The 25,963-nt window shown below is 48.9% G+C and carries 11 protein-coding genes and 1 pseudogene; 2 read left to right on the top strand and 10 right to left on the bottom strand.

Annotated features, from left to right (window positions below; genetic code table 11):
* Nucleotides 1-15: 15 nt before the first annotated feature.
* The 8 genes from L3V45_RS03795 to L3V45_RS03760 form a co-directional block, all read right to left on the bottom strand.
* Nucleotides 16-810 (bottom strand): MBL fold metallo-hydrolase, encoded by a 795-nt coding sequence (locus L3V45_RS03795; RefSeq protein ID WP_003155613.1) that lies wholly within the window; start codon nt 808-810, stop codon nt 16-18.
* 51 nt (nt 811-861) lie between these two features.
* A complete protein-coding gene (locus tag L3V45_RS03790; protein ID WP_014304607.1) occupies nt 862-2,160 on the bottom strand; it encodes an Mg(2+)/citrate complex secondary transporter CitM in 1,299 nt (432 codons plus the stop codon).
* Nucleotides 2,161-2,352: 192 nt separating this feature from the next.
* The gene (locus L3V45_RS03785) at nt 2,353-3,315 is read right to left on the bottom strand and encodes a tripartite tricarboxylate transporter substrate binding protein (protein WP_165625933.1); all 963 of its coding nucleotides are present in this window, start codon (nt 3,313-3,315) and stop codon (nt 2,353-2,355) included.
* A 12-nt stretch (nt 3,316-3,327) separates the two neighbouring features.
* On the bottom strand, nt 3,328-4,008 hold the full coding sequence (locus tag L3V45_RS03780) for a response regulator (protein ID WP_015388549.1): 681 nt from the start codon (nt 4,006-4,008) through the stop codon (nt 3,328-3,330).
* A complete protein-coding gene (locus L3V45_RS03775) occupies nt 4,005-5,609 on the bottom strand; it encodes a sensor histidine kinase (RefSeq protein WP_236837259.1) in 1,605 nt (534 codons plus the stop codon). The genes L3V45_RS03780 and L3V45_RS03775 overlap by 4 nt, the downstream gene beginning before the upstream one ends.
* A 241-nt stretch (nt 5,610-5,850) precedes the next feature.
* Nucleotides 5,851-6,504: a class A sortase gene (locus L3V45_RS03770; RefSeq protein ID WP_024085002.1), complete on the bottom strand. Its 654-nt coding sequence runs from the start codon at nt 6,502-6,504 to the stop codon at nt 5,851-5,853.
* A gap of 107 nt (nt 6,505-6,611) precedes the next feature.
* The gene (locus L3V45_RS03765) at nt 6,612-12,521 is read right to left on the bottom strand and encodes a SpaA isopeptide-forming pilin-related protein (protein WP_236837258.1); all 5,910 of its coding nucleotides are present in this window, start codon (nt 12,519-12,521) and stop codon (nt 6,612-6,614) included.
* Nucleotides 12,522-12,701: 180 nt separating this feature from the next.
* Nucleotides 12,702-13,778 carry a response regulator gene (locus L3V45_RS03760; protein ID WP_236837257.1) on the bottom strand — a complete coding sequence of 359 codons (1,077 nt, stop codon included), beginning with the start codon at nt 13,776-13,778 and terminating at the stop codon, nt 12,702-12,704.
* A 234-nt stretch (nt 13,779-14,012) separates the two neighbouring features.
* Here L3V45_RS03760 and L3V45_RS03755 point away from each other — a divergent pair.
* Nucleotides 14,013-15,896 (top strand): annotated as a pseudogene (locus L3V45_RS03755) (sensor histidine kinase); the annotation flags it as partial.
* A 15-nt stretch (nt 15,897-15,911) separates the two neighbouring features.
* Nucleotides 15,912-17,048 carry a response regulator gene (locus L3V45_RS03750; RefSeq protein ID WP_257262503.1) on the top strand — a complete coding sequence of 379 codons (1,137 nt, stop codon included), beginning with the start codon at nt 15,912-15,914 and terminating at the stop codon, nt 17,046-17,048.
* A gap of 153 nt (nt 17,049-17,201) precedes the next feature.
* Here L3V45_RS03750 and L3V45_RS03745 read toward each other — a convergent pair whose 3' ends face one another.
* Both L3V45_RS03745 and L3V45_RS19490 read right to left on the bottom strand, forming a co-directional pair.
* Nucleotides 17,202-19,022, bottom strand: a complete 1,821-nt coding sequence (locus L3V45_RS03745) for an exosporium glycoprotein BclB-related protein (protein WP_442863053.1) — start codon at nt 19,020-19,022, stop codon at nt 17,202-17,204.
* 181 nt (nt 19,023-19,203) lie between these two features.
* Nucleotides 19,204-25,893 (bottom strand): NTTRR-F1 domain, encoded by a 6,690-nt coding sequence (locus L3V45_RS19490; protein ID WP_272904917.1) that lies wholly within the window; start codon nt 25,891-25,893, stop codon nt 19,204-19,206.
* Nucleotides 25,894-25,963: the final 70 nt, after the last annotated feature.

The raw sequence follows: 25,963 nt of genomic DNA, 5'->3' as shown, positions 1-25,963 counted from the left end.
ATTTTCGCAGGTGTTTTACAAAACGGAATGCAGTTTTTCAGCCAGTGTAAGCAAATCCTCACGGTAGTTTTTTCCCGTCATCGGAATTCCGTGACCCGTCAAAAGCGCTTCCGGCTCCAGTTCCGCCAATTTCTGAACGGATGCGGCCGCCGTCTGCGTATCCGCTGTAAAATAGGCGGGCGGACCGTGAAGCTCTTGCTTTTGAATGACAACGTCCGCAAGCGATTCCTGTTCAACAGTGATCACGGCATCACCGGCAAGCAGCACGCGGTCTTTATCCCGGAATAATGAAATATGGCCGGGTGTGTGACCGGGCGTATGCACCCATTTCCATTCTTCAAGAAACGGAACGGTACCGTCTGAAGGCAGTGCCTGAACGGACGGAATGCGGATCGTATGGCGCGGAAACAGCGGTGACAGCTTTGCGACAAGCCCTTTTTTCGCATCGGGCCTGGCAGGCGGATAATCCGCTTTCCCCGTGACGTACGGAAGCTCCTTTTCATGAATGTAAACCGGTACATTCCAAAGCTCAAGCAGTTCTTCAATCGCACCGACATGATCAAAATGACCGTGTGTCAAAATGACCGCCTTCAGTTCATACCCCTCTTTGAACCGGCGTTTCATTTCATTTGTAATCATCTCCGACGATTGAGGCATTCCCGCGTCAACCAGAATGATTTCCCGCGGAGCTGAGGGATTTTCGATAAAGTAAACATTCGCAATCTGCACGGTCAGTCCGTAAACGCCGTCCGCCGCTTTAAAACCGGCGCCGCTTCTCACTGAAAAAAGCGGCATAAACGGATCACTCATCATGGCACCTCCTCTGATGCCTTTAGTGTGCGACGAACCGGGTGTTTTATGTTAAAAAATCGTGATTGCGCCGATGATGAGCGCAAAAGCCGTCATGACGATAACGGCAAGAACCGCCCATTTCATCGCAAATTTCTGGTGTTCATCAATGGTGACCCCGGCAAGCCCGACTAATAAATGCGTCGACGGCACGAGCGGGCTTAACATATGAATCGGCTGGCCGATAATCGAAGCGCGGGCGATTTCCACCTTATCTACACCGTACGCCACGGCGGTCTCAGATAAAATGGGCAGCACGCCGTAAAAATAGGCGTCATTAGGCATCAGAAACGTAAAGATACCGCTCGTTAAGGCAACAATCGCCGGAATAAAACCTCCCATCTGTTCCGGAATAAGCGATACGAGGGAAATGGCCATTTCATCAACCATCTTCGTCCCCGTTAAAATTCCGGTAAACACGCCTGCGGCAAAAATCATCGAACCGATCGCAAGCACATTGCTCGAATGGGCTGAAATGCGCTCCCTTTGATCATTAAGTTTCGGATAGTTGACAATCAGCGCGATACAAAACGCAATGATGAACAGCACGGTTAAATTCACTTTTCCTGACACTAAAAATCCCACTAAAGAAAGCGTTAACAGTAAATTGAACCACCACAGTTTCGGCCGCTTCCATTCATCTTCCGCAGCCGCAGCCGTTTCATTTGTATGGGACGGCTGCTTTAATTCGATCACCCCGAGCCGTTTCCTTTCCATCCTTCCGAGTACATAAGCGACCACAATCATACACACCATTCCGCTCGCGATGACAGGCAGCATCGGCCCCGTCAGCTCTGCCGGATCAACGCCGAGCGCACTCGCCGCACGCGGCGCCGCGCCGCCCCATGGAATCGTGTTCATGATACCCATGCCGACCCCGGCGATTCCCGCTAAAATAATCGGACGGATTCCGAGCATGATATACAAAGGCAGCATTGCGCTTGTCGTAATCATATACGTCGTCGAGCCGTCTCCGTCCAGTGCGACAAGCATGGTCAAAACGGCTGTTCCGACTACAATTTTGAGCGGGTCGCCTTTAACCAGCTTTAAAATACGCGACACCATCGGATCAAATAAACCGGTATCAATCATAATGCCGAAATAAAGAATCGCAAACATAATCATCACTGCGATCGGCGCCACCTGTTCAATACCGGAGATCATCATCTCGCCGACCCGGTTAAAAGAAAACCCGGCAATCAGCGCAAACACGATCGGCGTTAATACGAGCGCCGTTAACACTGAAAGCCGTTTTGTCATAATCAGCACCATAAAAACAAGCATCATAAGAAAGCCTAAGATTGCTAACACAGTATGTCCCCCTTATTATGAATACGCTTACATTTTAAAGGCCCGATCCCCTTTATCCGCCTTTTTGCTATCTTATGAGAATTGGATATTGAAGTAAATATTTTGGATTTTAAAGATTTTTAATTTTTTATAACCTTTTCGTTCATTTTGTTCATTTATAAATCAAAAGCCTTCCGCAAATATGCGGAAGGCTTATTTTTCGCTGCTCATCATCTCTTTATAAAACTCGGTCTGCTCTTCTAAAAAGCGTTTTGCGCCGCTGCTGTTTTTATAAAAGCTCTCCCAATCCCGTTTTTTCAACATTTGCTTCCACTCCGCGGATGAAGTAATCTGTTTCAAAGCCTGATCCCAATAGGCGATCTCGCCTTCGGTCATGTCTTTCGGCCCCATGATGCCTCTCCAGTGCGCAAAGACAAACGGCACCCCCTGCTCTTTCCATGTCGGCACATCGCTGAAGCCGGAGAGCCTTTTGTCAGACGTAACGGCCGCCAATGTGATTTTCCCTTTCCGATAGGCGTCTCTCCCTTCTGAAATGGTCATTGAGGCGGCGTCTATCTCGTGACTGATAAGAGCTTCAATGACTTCATTGCTGCTTCCGTATTGAAAAAAGCGGATATCAAACGGAGAAATTCCGGCCATTTCCGCCGCTCTCGCAAAGGAGAGCTGGTCATCATTTCCGAGGCCGGGCGCAAATCCGATTTTTATGCCGCCCGGATTTGCTTTAATATCGCCGAGCAGCCGCTTTCCGCTTTTTATCTTTGAATCCTTCGGAAGAGCGACGGTCTGCCACTCTTTTGCGATAATGGCCAAAGGCGTAAAATCAGCTGCCTTCAGCCGGCTTTGTCCCAAAATTTCATTGCTTAACAGCAGACTTGAATTCATACTGATGACATCCGTTTTTCGTTCGTTTACATATTTCCAGCCGCTGTCTCCGCCTCCTCCGGGTTTATAGATGATCTTTACGGGCCGGCCTAATATTTGCTTCCGCTCTATTACCGATTGCAAAGCTTTTGCCGTTACGTCCCAGCCCCCTTGAGGCGCTGCCGGGACGACTATTTCAACCGGCCCTTCAGCTGAACGGATGCCCGCCGCCTGCCGTCCGTCAAAAGAAACCAGCGCCGCCAGCATGACAAGAAGCACTCCCAACCGCTTCATTTCTCCCATCCCTTACTCATGTGCTAAATAATATTTCCGTTCCGGCCTGCCGATAATGCCGTACTCTAATTCAGCGAGCGCTTCTTCCCGAGAAACGAGAAACTCGGCGTAGCGCCGCGCCGTTGTTCTGGAGGCACCCATTTTTTCTCCCAGTTCTTCAGCCGTCATCCCTTTTTGGGCCGTTCTGAGCGCGTTTTTGATTTTTTGAAGCGTAATCGAATTAATCCCGGTCGGCAGATCATTGTGCTGTTTTTGTTCTTTCTGACCGCTTCCGAAAAACATGTCAATCACGGACTGGCTCAGCTCCGGCTGTGAGTGCAGCCATTCTCTTTTTTCACGGTACTGCAAAAGCACTTCTGTAAATTTATGTGCCGACACCGGTTTTATGACATAATGGGCAACGCCTGATCTGAGCGCTTCCTGCAGCAGCCTTGTTTCGGCAGAAGCCGTAATAATGATGATATCAACGGAAGGAAAACGGCCGCGGATAAGCGGGAGCAGATCTGTTCCCAGCTCATCCGGCATATAAATATCCAATAGCAGCAGATCAGGCTGCCGTTTCTCAAGCAGCGATATGGTGTCTTTGGCATTGATTGCTTTGCCGATGACATTGAATCCATCAAGATGTTCGATAAATTTTTCGTGAATTTGCGCTATTCGAAAGTCGTCCTCTGCAATCGCGATGTTAATCACACCGATTCCCCCTTTGGCCTTTCTTTCGGTATAAACACCGTAAATACGGCACCGCCGCTCTTTTGCTGCGAAATCTCAATCGCTCCCTGCAATTCACTGACGGCTTCTTTCAGATTGGCTAAGCCGTATCCTCTCCTTGTCCCCTTTGAAGAGTAGCCCTTTTCAAATATCGTTTCTGTTTTTTCCTGAGGCACGCCGTCTCCTGAATCCGCCACTTCGATGACGATATCCCTGCCGATATCGGTCATAAAAAAGGATACCTCTTTTTTCTCTTTTTCGGCGACGGCTTCGAAAGCGTTATCAATAAGATTTCCGATGATCGTAATGAGCTGGGATGAACCCACATGCTCCGGCAGCGATTCTAAAAAGCTGTTTTCATCTATTGAAATCTTCACTTTCTTCTCAGACGCCTTTCCCATTTTTCCTAATAGTATGGCCTGAACCCGCTGTGAATGAATGTTTTGAAAGAGGATTTCGTGCTGTTCATTCTGGATGGCGTACTCTTCTTTTATCAGTTCAATGGCTTCATTATATTCTCCCAGCTCTAACAGACCGAGTATCGCGTAAAGCTTATTCGAGAATTCATGCGTTTGCGCCCGGAGATCCTCCGAGTATTTTTTCATTTCAGTCAGCTTGTTAATCAGTTTCTTGAGCTCCGTTTTTTCGCGGAAGCTGATCACCGCTCCGTATACTTGTCCGTTCTGCTTCATTTCTTTCACGTTTAAGATAAATACTTTATCTCCGGCACGCACCTCCACGTTCGGCGGTAATTCTCCCCCTGCCAACACCGGCATGAGCTTTGCGCCCGGCATGATTTCTTTTATATGCCTTCCGATCATCGGTTCCGGAAGATTCAGCATATCAGCCGCAGATAAATTCATCATGGTTACCGCGCCTTCTTTGTTTACGGCGATAATCCCTTCTTTCATCGCAAGGAGCATCGCATTGCGTTCCCTGTACAGCGCTGCAATTTCATGCGGTTCAAGGCCGAGTGTATCTTTACGGATGCTTTTTGCGAGCGCCGCCGCTCCCCCGATGCCGATAAGAAACACCAAACATGCAAAATAGCCTAAATGCCGCAAATGCGCCTTCATATCTTTTTCTATCTCATCTTGTAGAAATTCGACTGTCACCGTTCCGACGACTTCGTTATGATTTTTTTCCTCCAAAATAACCGGGGCGCTTCCCCGGACGGCCTTCATTCCGTCGGAAACCGGAGACCCGCCGAACATGACGGTTTTATTTTGCAGATTTTGATTTTCTTTCGGAATACTGCTTCGGGCCGAATGAAATGCAACATGCCCTTTTTGATCAGTGATGTAGACGGCGTGCGCGCCTGCCTGTTCTTTCATTTGTTCAATGACGTCTAACTTTGTAAAAGCCTCTTGATCCGCAAGCCGGAACGCCTCTTTTACGGGAGGCATATATGAAATGGTTTTTGCCGTTTGCACCGCCAACTGTTCAGCCTGCTTCTGCCCTTCCTTTAATTGCTGAAAGGCAAATATAACCGTGAGCGTTCCGATGACAAGTATTAATAAAGCCGTAATTAATCCGGCGATTTTCATTTGCAGAGAGACATAAAACCGCTTCGCTTCCAACACAGCACCAGCCGTCCTTTCCTCCTAAAATCATACCATTTTTTAAATCTTCATTTCTCATTTTTGAGAATTTTCGTGATCTTTTTCTCTTGTCATTTCTTTCAAAAAGTGCAGTCTGGTATAATTTCCCTCAAGAGAGATAAGAAGGATGAACTTTTTATAATCACTGCGCAAAAAAAGACTGACAGGAGCCAGTCTCGGGATGTTTCACAACGGACGTATATTCAGTTGACAAAGTGTTTCTCTATGATGGCTGAGATACATTTGAATGACCGGAAATATCAATCAATTTTCCTTTGACGGCCAGGCGTCCTTCGGTTCTTACCGCCTTGTCGCATGTGATTAATGTAATCTCTTTATCTTTTGTCTCCTGAATTGCGTTTGCTTCTATTTCTGAAATCATGGTTTTTGATGTTACAGAATAAATATAGTCTTTTCTAAAGTCGGTAATCACGATTTGCGCACCTTTTTTTATGTGTAAAAGAGGGCCGAACAATAGGTTCTCCTGCTTCAGATGGTGGCCTGCCAACGGGTAGTTTCCCTCGCCCATTTTCTGATCCGGACGCATAGTTGCCGCGCCGATCAGCAGGTTTTCATTGGTTGTGCCTTTTAAAATCGGAAGGTCTAAATCGATGCTGCTGATGGTTATCCGTCCGATTATCGGTTTCGGTTTGCGATTAAAACTTGACTGAACTGTTTCCCTGAAACCGGGCGGATGAATGGATTCAAATTCATAGTCCGCTTTTTTCATGTTATTTTTTCGCGCCTGTTCTGCGGTCAATTCCGATTCAATTTGGCTTTTACTGAGGTACGCGATCAAACAGCCTTTCATGAGAGGAGAGGAAATGAGAAGCAGCCCGGACAAAATAAGAACGGCAATGATCATTTTTTTAACCATGAAGAAAATTCCTTTCTTGTACGTCATGCGGTGAGTATTTGGTGAGAAATGATTCTCTTTTTAAAAAAGCACCTGATCGATTCTTACATGATCAGGTGCGATAACGTCTATCTATTCCTTGCTTTCTTCTTTCTTGATACAACAGCCGCGGCTCCGCCGGCTAATAGCAGCAGAATACCGGCCGTGACCGGCATCATACCGTCCGTATCACCGGTTTTCGGCAGGTTTTTGCCTGTATTCGGGTGATTGGTTTTACCATTGGTATCAGGGTGATGCCCGCCTTGATTCGTTTGATGATTCGGTGTGTCTTTCCCAGGTGCGGGGTTTTTTAATTTCTTATTAGAAACGACGACCTCAACAGCTTTTGACTGTCCTTTTTCAATTGTGAATTCAATTGGTTTTTCGTTCAGCTGATAGCCGTCAGGCGCTTTTGTTTCGATAAATCGATACTGCCCGGGCGCTAATCCTTTCACCGTAAACCGGCCCTTTTGATCCGTCTTCCATACCGCCGGCCGTTCTTTGCTGCCGCCGGTGTTTACCGGATGTCCGGCAGAATCCGTTATCTTGAATTCAGCACCTTCCAGCACCTTATTTTTATCGTCATGATCAACTTTTGTCAGTGTTACATCACCCGGCGTCAGTGTATTCTCCGCACTGATTTCGACTGGTTTTATGTCGGTATTTGTGATCTTGAATGATATTGGCGTTTGATCCAAACTGTAAAGTTCAGGCGCTTTTGTTTCGATAAATTGATATTCGCCTGCTTTCAGTCCCCGTACAACAATCTGTCCGTGCTCATCTGTCGTCAGACCTTCTCTCAGCACTTTGCCGTTTGCATCTGTCAGATTAAACTTCGCACCTTGCAGGACTTTCCGTTTGTCACCTTGATCCAATTTTGTGAGAACAACACTGTTCTTGATGTTAACTGCAGTCAGGGCAGCCTGATTCGGTTTTCCGCTGTTCTCAGCCTTAATCGTAAACGGCACAGGGGTTGTTGACAGCAGATAACCATCCGGCGCTTTTGTTTCAACAAATTGATAGTTTCCGGGCGCCAAACCGCCGGCGTCAATTTTACCGCCTTCTTTTGTCATCAGATCGTCTCTTACGGTTTTTCCATCACTGTCAATGATTTTAAATACTGCACCGTCTAAAACGTTTCCGTCTTGATCCTTCTTAACCAGCTGGACAGAGCCTTTATAGTTGACAAAGGTGCCGCTCTCGGACGGCTTCGGCTTTCCTTCCGCTGTTTCTGAGATGGTAAACTCTTTTTTCTCCGTATTTAACACATAACCGTCAGGCGCTTTCGTTTCGATGAAGGCGTAATGACCCGGGGCAAGACCGGATGTTTCTACTTTTCCGTCTTTATCTGAAACCAGATCGTCTTTAACCGTTTTTCCATCACGGTCGACGATTTTGAAGACTGCACCTTCAAGGTTTCGGCCTTCCGCATCTTCCTTCGTCAGCCGGACAGAGCCTTTATAGTTGACGGCCGTTCCTGCGTCAGTTGACTCCGGCTTTCCTTCCGCTGTTTCTGAGATGGTAAACTCCACTTTCTCCGTATTTAACACATAACCGTCGGGCGCTTTCGTTTCGATGAAGGCGTAATGACCCGGGGCAAGACCGGATGTTTCTACTTTTCCGTCTTTATCTGAAATCAGATCGTCTTTAACCGTTTTTCCATCACGGTCGACGATTTTGAAGACTGCACCTTCAAGGTTTCGGCCTTCCGCATCTTCCTTCGTCAGCCGGACAGAGCCTTTATAGTTGACGGCCGTTCCTGCGTCAGTTGACTCCGGCTTTCCTTCCGCTGTTTCTGAGATGGTAAACTCCACTTTCTTCGTATTTAACACATAGCCGTCCGGCGCTTTCGTTTCGATGAAGGCGTAATGACCCGGGGCAAGGCCGGATGTTTCTACTTTTCCGTCCTTATCTGAAACCAGATCGTCCTGAACTATTTTTCCATCACTATCGACGATTTTGAAAACTGCGCCTTTAAGGTTCCCGCCGTCTGCATCTTTCTTCGTTAAAGCGGCTTTTCCTTTATAATTCACCATTGATCCCAATTCAACATCAGGTACTTGATTCTTTTCGTTCTTTGCGATTGAGAAGTGAATGGCTTTTGTGTTTACGATAAACCCTGATGGGGCTTTCGTCTCCATCAGCCGGTAGTATCCGGCAGGCAAACCGTTGATCTCAACTTTCCCATTTTTATCGCTTTCAATATTATTTTTTATCAGAGTATAGGTACCGTCGCTTGATTTTTTCTCAAGCTTAAATACAGCACCGGCCAAAGGATTATTGTTTTCGTCTTTTTTGATAAGCGTCACCTTATTTTTTTGATTTATGACTTTATAGAGTGCTCCTGCTGCGGAGGATTTGCCGTCAATCGTAACGGAGACCCCGTTTACATAAGCATCGCTGATAGTGTAGCCGTCCGGCGCTTTTATTTCTTTCAGTACATAGGTTCCGTAACGGATATTCCCAAACGTAAGTTTACCGGCATCGTCTGTTGTGCCCGTACGCAACAGCTGCTTGCCGTCTTTAGACCATAATTGAAAGTCTGCTCCTGAAAGAGATGTTCCGTCTGATCCTGTTTTAGATATCGTCAGGCTTCCCTTCTCCCCTGACCCTGAGCCGCCGCCGCTTGAAATAGCGACAAACACTGAGCTGTTGTTCTCTTGGGTCTGCTCCTCAACATTCGTCCCTGATATCGACACTTTGTTGTTGACCTGACCGCTGCTGCCGGAAATATTAATGAGAGAACGATATTGTATGACATACGCACGGTCGATTTGTTTATAGCCGCCTGTAAAGGTAAGGACAAATGATTGTTCACCGGTGGCATTGTCAGTTTTCATATCTAATTTATAGTCCTTATCTTTCTCAAGCTGCACATCACCCGGAATAAGATTTCCGCTGCTGTCTTTCATAACGCCGTTCTCATTATATTTTGCTTGATATACTTTAAAAGAATCTTCATCTATTATTTGATTCTCATCCGGTGTGTCTTTGACTTTTACGTCATCCAGTGTCGATTGGCTGGCATTGACATTGATGTTCCAATCGATATTGTTTCCGTTCTGTTTGCCGCCTTTAGAAATCAGGTTTCCTCCGTTTGCGACGGAAACTGAACCCGTCAGCGTTCGGTCTGCATGGTCATTATTAAAGTACTCTGCTTTGTTTGTGTATTGATTCTGTTTAATGACCTGGCCTTTTAATGACGTTTTAAATTCAATCAGGTATGGTACAGCGTCATCTGTTTTGAGATGTACGGTTAACGTATTTTTGTTGCCGTCTGACGGCTCTTCTATTTCATATTTTGAAGGATCCAGCGCCTCTCCTTCAGTGATGGAGCCGTTTTTGCTGATGGTATACGTTTTAACAGCAACCGACCCATGCAAAAATTGCTGACCATCTGTGATCGTATCTTTTATATAAGGATGTTTTGAAGGTTCGCCATTGTAATTGATGCCGACTTTCCATGTGATTTCTTTTGAAACGGCGTTGTATGAGCCGTTTTTGAATCCGTTATGGGACGTCTGATTGTTCGGTGTGAAGTCGCTCGATTCCTTATTTGTGCGTTTGTTGCCGTTTTTATCGGTCCATGTCGACTCCGCCGTATTTTTAATCGTTTCGTTTGAAAAGTCAGCGTTGAATTTTGTCTTATACGTGATCTTAAACTGACTGTTTGTTTCTGCGTAGTCCCCGATCAATGCTATTGTAAAGCCTTGATTTCCGGGCTTTTTTGTTAATGTATAATCCGTTCCTTCTTTCAGCGTTTTGTTTTCAGTCGTGTCTTGCATGTTAAATGAATCGTCAATGAGCGCCAGGCCTCCGCTGGTGAATTGATCATCCAGCGTCCAGTCTTTCATTGTGTAACCGTTTTTGTTAACTGTGATTGTCCAATCAACCGTCTTCTTCTCATAGTCTGCGTTTGAATAATGTTTGATCAGATTCTGCTGAATGGCGGTTCCCGGAGTCTCCTTTGAATCCCCCGTATCTGTCATTGCTGTATTGGTGTATTTGACAGGACTGTCAATAATGACCCCATCGTTGACTTGAGATTGATAAATGATCTTATATGCTCCTGTGACAGTTTGCTTGAATTTTATTTCAAAGCCGTTCCCGTTATCAGTCAGCGTATAATCCTCACCCTCTTTTAATGGGGCGCCCTCTTGTTCGCTGCCGTTCTGGCTGAATGTAATCGGAAGGACTTTCAATGATCCGGGAACTAGATGCAGATCGTCTGATCCGAACGTATCCTTAATGCCGGCTTTGGATTGATCAATCTTTTTCTCACCGTAGTTGTACATAACAGCCCAGCTGAACGTTTGGGTTTCTCCTTTATAACCTGTCGAAGATTTTTCTATCATTTTTCCGTAACCCGCTGTTACGGAAGCTTCCGCAGAAATCGGCTCCGCATTGTCTCCGCTGAATGCCGCCTTGTTTGTCAGCGTGATGTTTCCGCCTTTACCCGGCTTTGCCTCATCTTTAATTTCCGTGTCATATATGAGCCGGTAGGCTGAATCAATTGTCCCGGCGAAGGTGACATTACCGTTTTCGCCAACGGTATAACCTGAAGTTATCTCATTTCCCTGACTCACCGAGCCGTCAATATTCACATCAAGTTCATACACTTTCACAGAGCGGAAAGTCAATTCGTCCGGAAGGCTTTCAGTCAATTTCGCATTTTTAACTTCTTCTTCCTTTTTATTAAGGTCAACCGTCCACGTTACCTTTCCGGGATTAATGCCTTTATCCAATGACCCTGATTTCTCAATGGTTTTATTGACATTCGGTTTAAAATAAACCGTTACGTCCGGCGTATCAGAGTTAACCGGAAACTTAATCTTTTGTGTGGTTGATCCTTTTATTTCTTTCTGATTGAATTGGGTGTTTACATACAATGACCCCTTGACGTTAGAATCTTCTTTTACCTCGCCGTTAAACGTCATGATGACATGGCCGCTCGTATTAATGGAAAAAGTTCCGTACGTACTATCGCCGTCGGTCAATGGCTGGTTCGTAATGTCATTATGCATAATAAATTCTTTAGGCAGGTCAAATTCATATCGATCACCGTCGTTTATTGTTTTCCCCAGCTCATTCGGAATCGCCCATTGGATGGTGATATTCGCCGGAGAGTTCGTATTCGCACGGTTGTTTTTGTCATATGGTTTTCCTTTTTCATCCGTCAATTTCACATCAGTTAAAATATTTTGCGTAATCCGGTTTCCGCCTGATTGAAGGCTTTTAGCGGCAGATTTGCTTGTAATCACCATTTTTGATTGACTGCGTTTAGCAGAAGGTTTTGATTTCGTTGCCTGTTCTGCTTTATCCCCGCCGTCTGCAGATGCTGATTTTTTCTCTGTCTTATCCTGAGGTTCAGCAGGTGTTGAAGAGGTGTTTTTTTCTGTATCGGAATCCGTTGTTCCGTCTTTCTTCACAGGTATTAACACTTGCTGGGTCTTGCCGGCATCCAGTTGAAAAAGAGCTTTTGCCATTTTCGTCTTATCTGTTATGTCGGGAGTAAACTTCGCCGACAGTGTAATGGAGCCTTTGGCATCCCCGGCATCCGCTTCAGCATCGTTCACTTTCACTTCCAGCGTGCTTCTGTTTGCTTCAGCTTTATATATACCGATCACCCGATCAGCTGATTTCAGCTCACCTTCGGCATCATTATCTAATGTAAAACTTTCCGGAATCTTTACAGTGATATTCCGGTCACTTGCATCTTCTTTGTGTTTTAGTGACCATTCGTATGTCAGTGTCACTTTATCTCCCGGTGTTAAAGCCGGTTCACCGGCTTTTGATCCGTCAACGGTCTGCTGTCTGCCGTCTTTGACTGCAACTGAATCAAAGAACCCGCTCTCGCTATGTTGTGATCCGGAAGCGGCTGCGATCGGAGTAAAGCTGACAACTTGGCTGAAGATGAAAAACAGCGTGAAGCATGAAATCAATGCCGCCCTCAGCCTTTTGCTTTTTTTCGGGCTGAACGAAAAGTTCCTCACTCCCAATGTCTTATTCCTCCCCTTTTATATAGACTTACGTTCGAACAAGCCGGTAAGCATGGGATTCTCCTTATCCGAACCAAACTACATTGTATGAAATCGGCCTATACAAATTCTGTACATGGGATCATTTCAGAAATAGCGCACAAAAAAAGACCGGCATCAGCCGGTCCGGTCATTCAATCGTCAATTGATTTTATCTTTTAATTGTTTATATCGTTCGTATTCCTTTATCGCCTCTTCTACCTTTCCCAGTTTATTAAATAACTGCAGTTTGTATTGTATAACTTTATCGTCACCGGGCTCTATTTTCTCAACCTGCAGGCAAACGTCCATCGCTTGATGATTGTTCTTCTCTTGGATGAGAAAACCAATCAGTTCGTACGCTTTGCTGAGCCACAGATGGGCAAGACGCGCCTTTTCCGGCTCTGCCCACAGATAGCCATTCTCCATGAGATAATGGTTCTGATATGACATGACAATGTTCATGTGCCGGGTTAGTGCAGCTGCGCTGAGCGGAGGAGCCTCTTTGAATGTTTTTTCCCATTCAACTGTATCAATCTTTACCCCGGAAAGCCGGAGAATGTATCCTATATCAGTATTTTCTATTGATTGGCTGAAGGGCAGCTGACCGATTAATTTCCGTATCTGATATATTGTCGAGTAGAGCTGGGTGCTTGCTTTTGATATATCATAAGCAGGCCAAAACATCTCCATCAGCATGTCTTTACTGACCGTGCGCCCTTGATTAAGAAGTAAAAATGCATACAGTTCACGGGCTTTGGATGTTCTCCACTTGACTGTTATGTATGTTTTGACACCATTTACCGATTGATAAAAGTCCAGGTTCCCAAAACATTGTATAACATAATCCGTCCCGGTATTCCCGTCCGCCGACCTGAGTTTTTTATTCATTCGGATCCGCTCAACAGTTGTCAGCAGCCGGGCATTGTCAACCGGTTTTAATAGATAGTCGACAGCATTCAATTCAAACGCTTTGATCGCGAATTCATTATAAGCGGTGATAAAAATAACTTGGATATTTTCATTGACCTCCTGAATCGATTCAGCAAGCTCAATACCGTTTATCCCGGGCATTTCAATGTCAAGAAACACCGCATCAGCTGCTGAAAGTTCCGAATGCTCCAGAACTTCCGCCGGATCTTGAAACGTTATAATAGATTGAAAGGCGTTTGTCCGCTCAAGCATACGATTAAAATGAAGCAATGCCAGTTCCTCATCATCCACAATTAACGCTTTCAAACCGCATCCCACCCGTCAATATAGATATATCTGAAAATAATTTCAATTATACCATGCCCAATGCCCTATATAGTTGGATTCTTTTTCTTTCTCTTGTTGTATTATAACGTTTGTGATTACAATATTTATACATTAAATAGGATAATAGAATGCCCCTGAATGGGATAAAGGAGTAATGATGTGAAAGAAAAATTTATTTCGATTACGATTATTTGCGGCTATGCTGCTTTCTTTATGATTTTTATGGCCATGGATCATTTTTCAGGATCATCCCTCCCTCAAGCGGAACAGGGCGTGATCAATCTGGAAAATTGGGATTTTCAAAAGGATGGAAATGTCCAGCTGAACGGGAAATGGATTCTATATCCAAATCAGATGCTGTCACCGCAGGCGCTTCATTCAGCAAAAGGAAAAAATCCCGTACTCGTTGATGTCCCTGTCAATGTGAAGCTGTTCGGAAAAACAGCCGACGTGGATTACGGAACGTACAAACTGACAATCCGATCAAATGAAGACAATCAGGTTTTGGGGATCAGCACATCTTATATCTACAGTTCAAACCGCCTTTATCTTAATGGAAAAGTAATCGGACAGAGCGGCAATCCTTCAGAAAAAGCTGATTTTAAGGCGCAGAACAAACCGTACAGCAGCTTTTTCAGGCTTCGCAAGGGTGACAATGAACTTGTCCTGCATTTTTCGAATTTCGGAAAAGTTCCCGGCTGGGGGATCGCAAAACCGATAACGTTTGGGACTCAAGAACAAATTATACGCGAGAATCAAATTTCCTTTTTTAATGATTCCATTATGATTACGGCTTTTTTCATTACCGGTTTATATTTTCTCGGCTTTTTTCTGCAACGGACAAAGGATAAACATTTATTGTTCTTTTCCGTGATGTGTCTGCTTTTTTCAGCCATTATTCTTATGATCGGGAAAGAAAGAATTATCTTTCTCCTCTTTCCGTCTATTTCATTTTCATTGCTGAATTCCTTGCGTATCATCTCAACCGTGCTTGTCAGCATGGCGGTTTTTCTTTATCTCTTTTATGCATACAGAGAAATTGTTTCAAAAACGACGATCACCATTTTAACCGCTTTATCCGGGATCATCTTGATCACTGATTTTATGTCCGGAAGTTTCATTGATCACCTCTCATACATTTTACATTCTGTGCTGGCCGTTACGACTCTGTTTTATATTACATATATTTTTACGATTGCCGCCATAAGAAAAATAAAAGGAAGCACGTACCTTACACTCGCATCCGTCTCGATGAGCGCTTTTGTGATTCTTACGACCATTTCAGCTTACAGCGGCAAAACAGCTTTTTCTTTTAATTCGATCTATTCATTGCCGACAGTCATCGCTTTATTGGCGGTGGTTCTCCTGATGGCGCAGCAATTCGCCGGAGCTTTCCGGGACAATGAAGTCCTCTCACGGAAATTAGTCAAAATGGACCAACTGAAAGATGAATTTATCGCCAAAACTTCACACGAATTCAAGACGCCGCTGAACAGCATTATTAATATATGCCAAACCCTTGTAGCCGGCAGAAAAAAGAAGACGATAGAGGAAGAGAAAGAAAATATGCAGCTGATCATCCGTATGGGCTACAGACTTTCCGATCTCGTAAATGATATTCTTGATTTGGAAAAAATGAAGCAGGGGATGCTGCAGATTCGTCCGGTTCCCGTCGATGTGCATGCCGTCATATGCAGTGAGATGAACTTCTACCGGCTTTTATCCAAACATAAAAAACTCGCGATTCTTAATCATGTGCCGGACGATCTCCCTTTGGTGCTTGCAGATGAAAACCGATTCCGGCAAATCTTAACCAATCTTATTGAAAATGCAATCAAGTACACATCCGAGGGGAACATTATTCTTTCCGCCGAAAACCTGAATGACAAAATGATTCAAATAACCGTGACCGATTCCGGCAGCGGCATTCCTGAGGCTGATCTTGAAACCATTTTTGATTCTTTTCAGCAAGCGGGAGGGAAGGAAGAAGATGGAACGGGTTTAGGTTTAAGTATTGTGAAACAGCTCGTCAAGCTCCAAAACGGGGACATCTGGGCGGAGTCAGCGGCGGCGCAAGGATCAGCCTTTCATTTTACGTTACCCGCCGCTCAAATTGTTTCTTTACCGGAAGCAAAGACCGAACTTCCTAAATCACAGCCCGGACAGAGAATACCGGATATTTCGCTGGTCACGCCTTATCACTCAGAGAAAATCGATGCTCCGACGATTCTGATTGTCGACGATAATATCGAGAGTTTGAAAATTTTAATTGATATGCTGGAAGGTGTTCCTTATAACGTAATCGCAGTAAAAAGCGGAAAAGAGGCGCTTCAAGCTGTCTCTTCCTCGAAGCTTGACTTGGTCATATTAGACTTGATGATGCCTGACATGACGGGTTTTGAAGTCTGCACAAACATCCGCGAAAGGTTCAGCATGGTCGATCTGCCGGTTCTTATCGTTACGGCAGCCATTATCAGCCATGACAAATACAAGGCGTTTCATGCCGGAGCAAACGACATTTTACAAAAGCCTTATCATTACTCTGAATTCACCGCGCGTATTAAAAATTTAATTTTAATGAAGCATACGGCTCACCAAGCCACAAATTTAGAAATGGCATTTCTTCAGTCGCAGATTAAGCCTCATTTTCTTTACAATGTATTAAATACGATTATCGCGCTCAGCCATTTGGATATTGAAAAAGCAAGGGAAACCACTGCTGCATTTACAAACTATTTAAGGATGAGTTTTGATTTTCAAAACACTTCGGACATCAGCTCATTCAGAAACGAACTTTCTATCATTACGTCATATCTTTCTATAGAAAAAACACGCTTCGGCAAACGGCTTGATATCCTTTTTGATATTGAACAGGACATTGACTTCCCCCTTCCGCCTTTAATGATACAGCCATTGGTGGAAAACGCCGTTCATCACGGGATCAGTAAGAAAAGAGGCGGCGGACGGATAAAGCTGACAGCGAAAAAACAAGGCGAAAACACGTATCTTATCAAAGTGGAGGATAATGGAACCGGCATCATGCCGGACATACAGAAAGATATTTTGTCTTCTGATGTTAATCGCAGTGTCGGCCTGAAAAATATCAATCGGCGGCTGAAGCATTTTTGCGGAAGCGAATTGACGATCACCAGCACCCCGGATGAGGGCACCGCTGTTTCGATGATGATTCACACTCCCGGCACAACGGATGATTTGATCTCACTAAAAACGTCTTCATTAAGATACTGATTAACTTCAAAAGGCATGTAAATACTTCTGCCGGCTGTCGGGAAATTCCCGTCAGCCTTTACAGAAAGACGTAAAAACAAAAAAGCTTGAAGAAAAAATGATATCTTCTCCAAGCTTAGCTTAGATGATCCGCACCAGTCTGGCCGTTCTCACTTAAGAAATCGTAACCCCCGCGCTTGCATATCCCGCCACTGTATTAATAAGCGAAAGGCCTGTCGCAGTGGCAGAGAATACCATTAACAGCCGGGTTTGAGGAGTTACCGCAATGTTCAGCCCTGTCGTGATTCCGTTGCTGATGCTGCCGATTGACAATACGCCGGTGAGGGGAGGAGCTAAAGTGACGGATGCTCCGGGGATCGGCGTGAACGTATTGTTCGGCACAGTAGAACTGTATAGTTGTGCGGTTATCGTAACAGTCGAGCCGACAAGCGACAATGCTGCGGTTGTACTGAAATAAGCGGCAATTGATGTAATGGTTCCGCTTCTCGGAGCAGAAAAAGCAAAGTTCAGCAGAGTTCCTCCAGCCCCGGTAAGATCAATTGCGCCTCCCCCTCCGACATTGACGCCCGTCACAGAATTGCCGAACCCGACAAGGCTCACCGTTCCGATTAATCCGCCGGCAATGGTCGTCACGGCAGTTGGAAGACCAGAAGCGTAAGGAATGATCGCGCCTGCTCCGGTGATCCCGGTGGCGCCTGTTGCTCCAGTAGCGCCTGTTACTCCGGTTACTCCGGTGATCCCGGTGGCGCCTGTTGCTCCAGTAGCCCCGGTTGCTCCGGTTGCTCCCGTTACTCCGGTCGATCCGGTTACCCCAGTTACTCCAGTCGCTCCGGTGATCCCAGTTACTCCAGTCGCTCCGGTGATCCCAGTTGCACCTGTTATTCCTGTCGCTCCTGTTACTCCGGTAGCGCCTGTTACCCCGGTAGCTCCGGTGATCCCAGTGGCTCCAGTATCCCCGGTGGCTCCTGTTACTCCGGTTACCCCAGTTACTCCGGTCACTCCGGTTACCCCGGTGGCTCCCGTTACTCCGGTAGCGCCTGTTATCCCAGTTGCTCCAGTAGCCCCGGTTACTCCAGTGGCTCCCGTTACTCCAATCGCTCCGGTTACGCCTGTTACCCCGGTTGCCCCCGTTACTCCTGTAGCACCTGTTACCCCGGTTGCTCCCGTTACTCCTGTAGCTCCTGTTATCCCAGTGGCTCCAGTAGCCCCGGTTACTCCAGTGGCTCCCGTTACTCCAATCGCTCCGGTTACGCCTGTTACCCCGGTGGCTCCTGTTATTCCTGTCGCTCCCGTTACTCCTGTCGCTCCGGTTACCCCGGTAGCGCCTGTTATCCCAGTGGCTCCAGTAGCCCCGGTGGCTCCTGTTACTCCGGTAGCGCCTGTTATCCCAGTGGCTCCAGTATCCCCGGTGGCTCCTGTTACTCCGGTAGCGCCTGTTACTCCGGTTACTCCAGTTGATCCCGTTACTCCAGTGACTCCGGTGATCCCGGTCGAGCCTGTTACCCCGGTGGCTCCCGTTACTCCCGTGGCGCCGGGATCTCCAGTGACTCCAGTGGCACCGGTTACCCCAGTCGCTCCGGTATTCCCGGTCGAGCCCGTTGCTCCGGTCAGCCCTGTTGCTCCAGTGAACCCCGTTGCTCCAGTCAGCCCTGTTGCTCCAGTGAACCCCGTTGCTCCAGTCAGCCCTGTTGCTCCGGTCAGTCCTGTTGCTCCGGTCAGTCCTGTTGCTCCGGTCAGTCCTGTTGCTCCGGTGAATCCTCTTACGTGAAAATGATTTGGATGACAGCATGGACACCATCTTTCATGACAGCAAGGGGGTTCGCAACAGAATCCTTCACAGCAATGTGCCCGATTTTGATAACTGCGCCTTTGATTTCTTCTTTTATGTTGAAAATGACAGCAGCACTCATTACAATTCCGGCAGTCGTAATCCCAAGAGTCGTATCTGTTATACCAAGTATCTCCTTTTCTCATTACACCACCTCTATTTTCATAATATTTCCACAGAGAAAAAAGGTGTGGCAAAACCCCACTTCTATTGGGCAATTTTTCAAATGTTCGTTAAGACTGCATCATGCACAGCATTTTACAGAAAAAAGACCTAACTGTGCATAAGTCAGGTCTTTCATCTTTAAAATATCAGTCTGCTGTTGTATTAGGTTGTCGGAAAACTTATGCTGTTAAAATCGATATTGAGTGCAGTTGCTGTCGTTAAATTATTAGCAGTTGTGAAAATAACCCTGAGCTGGTAAGTGTTCGTTCCTGCGGTCGGCGCAGTATCCACTGTTGTATCAGCAATCGAAAAACTATCCGTAGCTGCGAGAGTACTGGTTCGCGACAGAGTTCTTGTATGAATTTGCACTGCTCCCCTATATAATCTCACTTCAAAAACAAAGTTTGAATTCGCTGCAGTTGTTAACGCGGCACTGAGTGCATAATCCAGCTTTACATTCTGCAAAGCATTAACTGGGATTGCCAGCGTAGCAACGGGAACTTCTGTATTTAACGGCGGATAAACAGTGAGCGGCCCGTTGGTTCTTGTGAAGAGCAAGGTTGGTGTACTGCCTGTGGCGCCGGTTGGTCCGGTTGGGCCCGTTACTCCAGTTGGGCCAGTCACCCCGGTTACTCCCGTTGCTCCCGTTGCTCCTGTTACTCCGGTTGCTCCCGTTACTCCCGTTGCTCCCGTTACTCCTGTTACTCCGGTTGCTCCTGTTACTCCCGTTGGGCCAGTCACCCCGGTTACTCCGGTTGATCCCGTTACTCCTGTTACTCCAGTTGCTCCTGTTACTCCGGTTGCTCCCGTTACTCCCGTTGCTCCTGTTACTCCGGTTGCTCCCGTTGCTCCCGTTGCTCCAGTTACACCCGTTGCTCCAGTTACACCCGTTGCTCCAGTTACACCCGTTGCTCCAGTTACACCCGTTGCTCCAGTTACACCCGTTGCTCCAGTTACACCCGTTGCTCCAGTTACACCCGTTGCTCCAGTTACACCCGTTGCTCCAGTTACACCCGTTGCTCCAGTTACACCCGTTGCTCCAGTTACACCCGTTGCTCCAGTTACACCCGTTGCTCCAGTTACACCCGTTGCTCCAGTTACACCCGTTGCTCCAGTCACACCCGTTGCTCCAGTCACACCCGTTGGACCGGTTGGGCCTGTTACTCCCGTTGCTCCAGTTAGTCCTGTTACACCTGTTGGACCCGTTTCTCCGGTTGAACCTGTTACTCCTGTTGCGCCAGTCGCTCCGGTTATCCCCGTTGCCCCAGTCACTCCAGTGGCTCCTGTTGATCCCGTTACTCCTGTGGCTCCAGTCACACCCGTTGAACCGGTTACTCCAGTTGAGCCCGTTGCTCCGGTTTCTCCTGTTACACCTGTTGGGCCGGCTTCTCCGGTTGCTCCTGTTACTCCAGTTGAGCCCGTGACCCCAGTTGGTCCGGTTTCTCCGGTTGAACCTGTTGAGCCTGTTGCTCCTGTTATTCCTGTTGACCCTGTTACACCGGTCGCTCCGGTTTCTCCGGTTGAACCAGTCACTCCTGTTGCACCAGTTACTCCAGTAGCTCCAGTATCCCCGGTCGAGCCAGTTGCACCGGTTTCTCCGGTCGCGCCGGTTATCCCCGTTGCTCCGGTTGGGCCGGTTGTTCCCGTACCCCCGGTTATACCAGTTACCCCAGTCGCTCCAGTTGAACCAGTCACTCCCGTTACACCAGTTACCCCAGTCGCTCCAGTTGAACCAGTCACTCCCGTTACACCAGTTGACCCTGTTGCTCCGGTTTCTCCCGTTGAGCCAGTTGAGCCAGTCGGTCCGGTTATTCCTGTTGACCCAGTTACACCGGTCGCTCCAGTTACTCCAGTTGAGCCCGTTGCGCCGGTTTCTCCTGTTGTCCCAGTTACTCCGGTTGATCCCGTCGCGCCTGTTGATCCGGTTAACCCCGTTGCTCCAGTCACTCCAGTTGCACCGGTTTCTCCCGTTGTCCCAGTTACTCCGGTTGATCCCGTGGTTCCGGTTTCTCCTGTTACACCTGTTGGGCCGGTTTCTCCTGTTACACCTGTTGGGCCGGTTTCTCCGGTTGAACCTGTTGAGCCGGTTGCTCCTGTTATTCCTGTTGACCCAGTTACTCCAGTTGAGCCCGTTGCGCCGGTTTCTCCTGTTGAGCCAGTAACCCCTGTTGGTCCAGTCACACCGGTTGGGCCCGTCGCGCCTGTTGCTCCTGTTATCCCCGTTGCTCCAGTCACTCCAGTTGCACCGGTTTCTCCCGTTGTCCCAGTTACTCCGGTTGATCCCGTGGTTCCGGTTTCTCCTGTTACACCTGTTGGGCCTGTTACTCCCGTCGCTCCTGTTTCACCAGTTGGGCCGGTTGAGCCAGTTACACCGGTTATTCCTGTTGACCCTGTTACACCGGTCGCTCCGGTTTCTCCTATTGAACCAGTTGATCCGGTTGCTCCAGTTACTCCCGTTGAACCAGTTGATCCGGTTGGACCGGTCGCTCCAGTTACCCCCGTTGCCCCAGTTGCTCCTGTCACTCCCGTTGAACCAGTTGCTCCTGTCACTCCCGTTGAACCAGTTGAGCCTGTTGCTCCGGTTACACCAGTTACCCCAGTCGATCCTGTTGCTCCGGTTTCTCCAGTTATTCCCGTTGCGCCGGTCGCCCCGGATGCACCCGTTGCGCCAGTTGAGCCGGTTTCTCCCGTTGCTCCAGTCACACCCGTTGGACCGGTTGCGCCAGTCGATCCAGTTGCACCGGTTTCTCCTGTTGAACCAGTCGCGCCAGTTGGACCCGTTACTCCGGTTGCGCCGGTTGAGCCAGTCGCGCCAGTTGGACCCGTTACTCCGGTTGCGCCGGTTGAGCCAGTTGAGCCAGTTGAGCCAGTTGGTCCGATTTCTCCAGTTACCCCCGTTGCCCCTGTTGCACCGGTTTCTCCTGTCGCTCCTGTTACTCCAGTTGAGCCCGTGGTTCCGGTTGCTCCTGTTGATCCTGTTAAACCTGTTGGCCCTGTTGCGCCGGTTGGGCCGGTTGGGCCTGTCGATCCTGTGGCGCCTGTTTCTCCAGTTAATCCCGTCGCACCAGTTGAGCCGGTTACTCCCGTTACCCCAGTCGCTCCTGTCGATCCCGTTACACCAGTTAGACCCGTTACTCCGGTGGGGCCGGTTGCTCCCGTTACCCCAGTCGCTCCTGTCGATCCCGTTACACCAGTTAGACCCGTTACTCCGGTGGGGCCGGTTGCTCCCGTTACCCCAGTCGCTCCTGTCGATCCCATTACACCAGTTAGACCCGTTACTCCGGTGGAGCCGGTTGCTCCCGTTGAGCCTGTCGGTCCGGTTGAACCAATTGCTCCGGTCGATCCTGTTGCCCCTGTTATTCCGGTTGAGCCTGTTGATCCGGTTGGACCGGCCTCTCCCGTTGGCCCGGTCGCTCCTGCTGCTCCAGTCACTCCCGTTGCCCCAGTCACTCCTGTTGGGCCAGTTTCTCCGGTTGCGCCAGTAACTCCTGTTGGACCGGTTGAGCCAGTCGCGCCTGTTACCCCCGTTGCTCCTGTTACTCCGGTTGGACCGGTCTCTCCCGTTGGGCCGGTTGCTCCTGTTACCCCCGTGGCTCCTGCCGGGCCGGTTACTCCAGTAGCTCCGGTTTCCCCGGTCGAGCCAGTTTCTCCGGTTGCTCCAGTCGGTCCTATTGCTCCTGTTGAACCTGTTGCTCCAGTTGGTCCTGTTACACCAGTTATTCCCGTTACACCAGTTGGACCAGTTGCTCCGGTTTCTCCTGTTGAACCAGTCACTCCTGTTGCTCCAGTTACTCCAGTTGCACCGGTTTCTCCCGTTGGACCTGTTACTCCGGTTGAGCCGGTTATCCCCGTCGCACCGGTGGCTCCTGTTGCTCCAGTCACTCCGGTTGCTCCGGTTTCTCCAGTTATTCCCGTTGCGCCGGTTTCTCCAGTTGCTCCAGTCACACCCGTTGGACCGGTTGGGCCGGTTGAGCCAGTCGCCCCAGTTACTCCTGTTGGGCCCGTTTCTCCCGTTGATCCTGTTACTCCAGTTGATCCCGTTGCGCCAGTCGATCCGGTTTCTCCCGTCGCTCCAGTTTCTCCTGTTGAACCTGTTGGTCCCGTTCCCCCAGTTACACCCGTTGCCCCTGTTGGGCCGGTTGGGCCGGTTGGGCCTGTCGATCCCGTTACCCCTGTTACTCCGGTCGCTCCTGTTACTCCCGTTACACCGGTTGAGCCAGTTACTCCTGTTGAACCAGTTTCTCCCGTTGCACCGGTTTCTCCGGTTGAGCCTGGCGATCCAGTTGGACCGATCTCTCCCGTGGGTCCAGTTGATCCTGCTGCACCAGTAACTCCAGTTGAACCTGTCGACCCGGTTGGACCGGTTGGACCGGTTGATCCCGTTGCTCCTGTTGCTCCTGTTGAACCAGTTGAACCTGTTCCCCCGGTTGCGCCTGTTTCTCCTGTCGGTCCGGTTGGGCCCGTTACACCAGTTACACCCGTTGCCCCTGTTGCGCCGGTTGGGCCGGTTGGGCCGGTCGATCCCGTTACCCCTGTTACTCCGGTCGCTCCTGTTACTCCCGTTACACCGGTTGGGCCGGTTGAGCCAGTTACTCCTGTTGGGCCAGTTTCTCCCGTTGCACCGGTTGATCCTGTTACCCCAGTCGATCCTGTCGATCCCGTTGCACCGGTTGATCCTGTTACTCCTGTTGATCCGGTTACTCCCGTCGCCCCGGTTTCTCCGGTTGAACCTGTAGATCCAGTTGGACCGGTCTCTCCAGTTGCGCCGATTTCTCCAGTTACACCCATTGCCCCTGTTGGGCCGGTTGGGCCGGTTGAGCCTGTAGATCCCGTTACCCCTGTTACTCCGGTCGCTCCCGTTACACCCGTTGCCCCTGTTGGGCCGGTTACTCCAGTAGCTCCGGTATCCCCGGTCAAGCCGGTTTCTCCGGTTGCACCTGTTGCTCCGGTTGGGCCAGTTGATCCGGTTGCGCCAGTAACTCCTGTTGGCCCTGTTGAGCCAGTCGCGCCTGTTACCCCCGTTGCTCCGGTTGGGCCGGTTGTTCCCGTTCCCCCGGTTATACCAGTTACCCCAGTCGCTCCCGTTGCACCGGTTTCTCCGGTTGAGCCTGGCGATCCCGTTGGACCGATCTCTCCCGTGGGTCCAGTTGATCCTGCTGCACCAGTAACTCCAGTTGAACCTGTCGACCCGGTTGGACCGGTTGCTCCTGTTGATCCCGTTACTCCGGTTGCACCGGTTTCTCCCGTTGACCCAGTCACTCCCGTTACACCGGTAGTGCCGGTTGAGCCGGTTATCCCCGTCGCCCCGGTTGCTCCTGTCGATCCCGTGACCCCGATCGGGCCAGTCACACCAGTTTCTCCGGTTGAACCTGTTGGTCCCGTTCCCCCAGTTACACCCGTTGCCCCTGTTGGGCCGGTTGGGCCTGTCGATCCCGTTACCCCTGTTACTCCGGTCGCTCCTGTTACTCCCGTTACACCGGTTGAGCCAGTTACTCCTGTTGAACCAGTTTCTCCCGTTGCACCGGTTGATCCTGTTACCCCAGTCGAGCCTGTCGATCCCGTTGCACCGGTTAATCCTGTTACTCCTGTTGATCCGGTTACTCCCGTCGCCCCGGTTTCTCCGGTTTCACCAGTTGGGCCGGTTGTTCCCGTTATGCCAGTCGAGCCTGTTGCTCCAGTTACTCCCGTTGGACCGGTTGTTCCTGTTGGGCCTGTTGCTCCAGTTTCTCCCGTTGAACCAGTTTCTCCGGTTGGACCGGCTTCTCCAGTTACCCCTGTTGGGCCGGTTGAGCCAGTTACACCGGTTATTCCTGTTGACCCTGTTACACCGGTCGCTCCGGTTTCTCCTGTTGAACCAGTTGCTCCGGTTGCTCCAGTTACTCCCGTTGAACCAGTTGCTCCGGTTGGACCGGTTTCTCCTGTCGCCCCTGTTACTCCGGTTGGGCCGGTTTCTCCTGTCGATCCAGTTGGACCTGTTATACCGGTCGCGCCGGTTATCCCCGTTGCTCCGGATGGGCCTGTTGCTCCTGTTATCCCCGTTGCTCCAGTTGGGCCGGTTGTTCCCGTTCCCCCAGTTACACCCGTTACCCCAGTCGCTCCGGTTGGGCCGGTTGCACCGGTTATCCCCGTTGCCCCAGTCACTCCGGTTGAACCGGTTGAACCAGTTGCTCCCGTTACTCCAGTCACTCCGGTTGAGCCCGTGGTTCCGGTCGCTCCTGTTACACCAGTCGAGCCGGTTGCTCCAGTTACTCCTGTCGGACCAGTTACTCCGTTTGGACCGGTTACACCCGTCGCTCCTCTTGCCCCGGTTGCACCAGTTACTCCCGTCGCTCCTCTTGCGCCGGTCACTCCTGTTGGGCCCGTCACTCCAGTGGGACCTGTAATTCCTGTTACGCCAGGTTCACCCCCGGTTTGCGCCAATGAAACATCGTCTATTAAAACCGTGCCGGAAGAAACTTTACTTAATACAATGACGGCAGAGGCCGCGCCAGAAGGCACACTGCTTGTTTTATAGATTTCAGACCATGTGTGAAAGAGCACGTTCGGCAAATTTCCGGGTGTAATATTTTCTTGAATGGAACTGATTTGTTCACCTGCTGCGCTGACATAGATGATCTGGAGAGTGACTTGGGGACTTGGATCATTTCCGAGCGTTGCGAGTGATACGAATAGAGTCACTGACTTGGCTGAAATGGGAACGATTTGACTGAGGTAAGCATATGGCTGAGCTCCAATAAATTGCGCAGAATATCTCCCTGAATGTGCAAACAAACTGTTAATCTGGGTATTTGCCGAACTCCACCCCGCTAATGTGCCGGTTTCAAAGCTTCCGTTTATAATCGGATTATTCATTCAATCTTTTTCCCTCTCCTTCCCGTTGTTGACCGTCTTACTTATTAAGACAGCATATTAATACGGGCTG

Source organism: Bacillus sp. R45, from assembly GCF_021729365.1.
Lineage (GTDB): Bacteria > Bacillota > Bacilli > Bacillales > Bacillaceae > Bacillus > Bacillus velezensis.
Note: the sequence above shows the minus strand (reverse complement) of the source record. Positions and strands in the feature narration are given on the sequence as shown.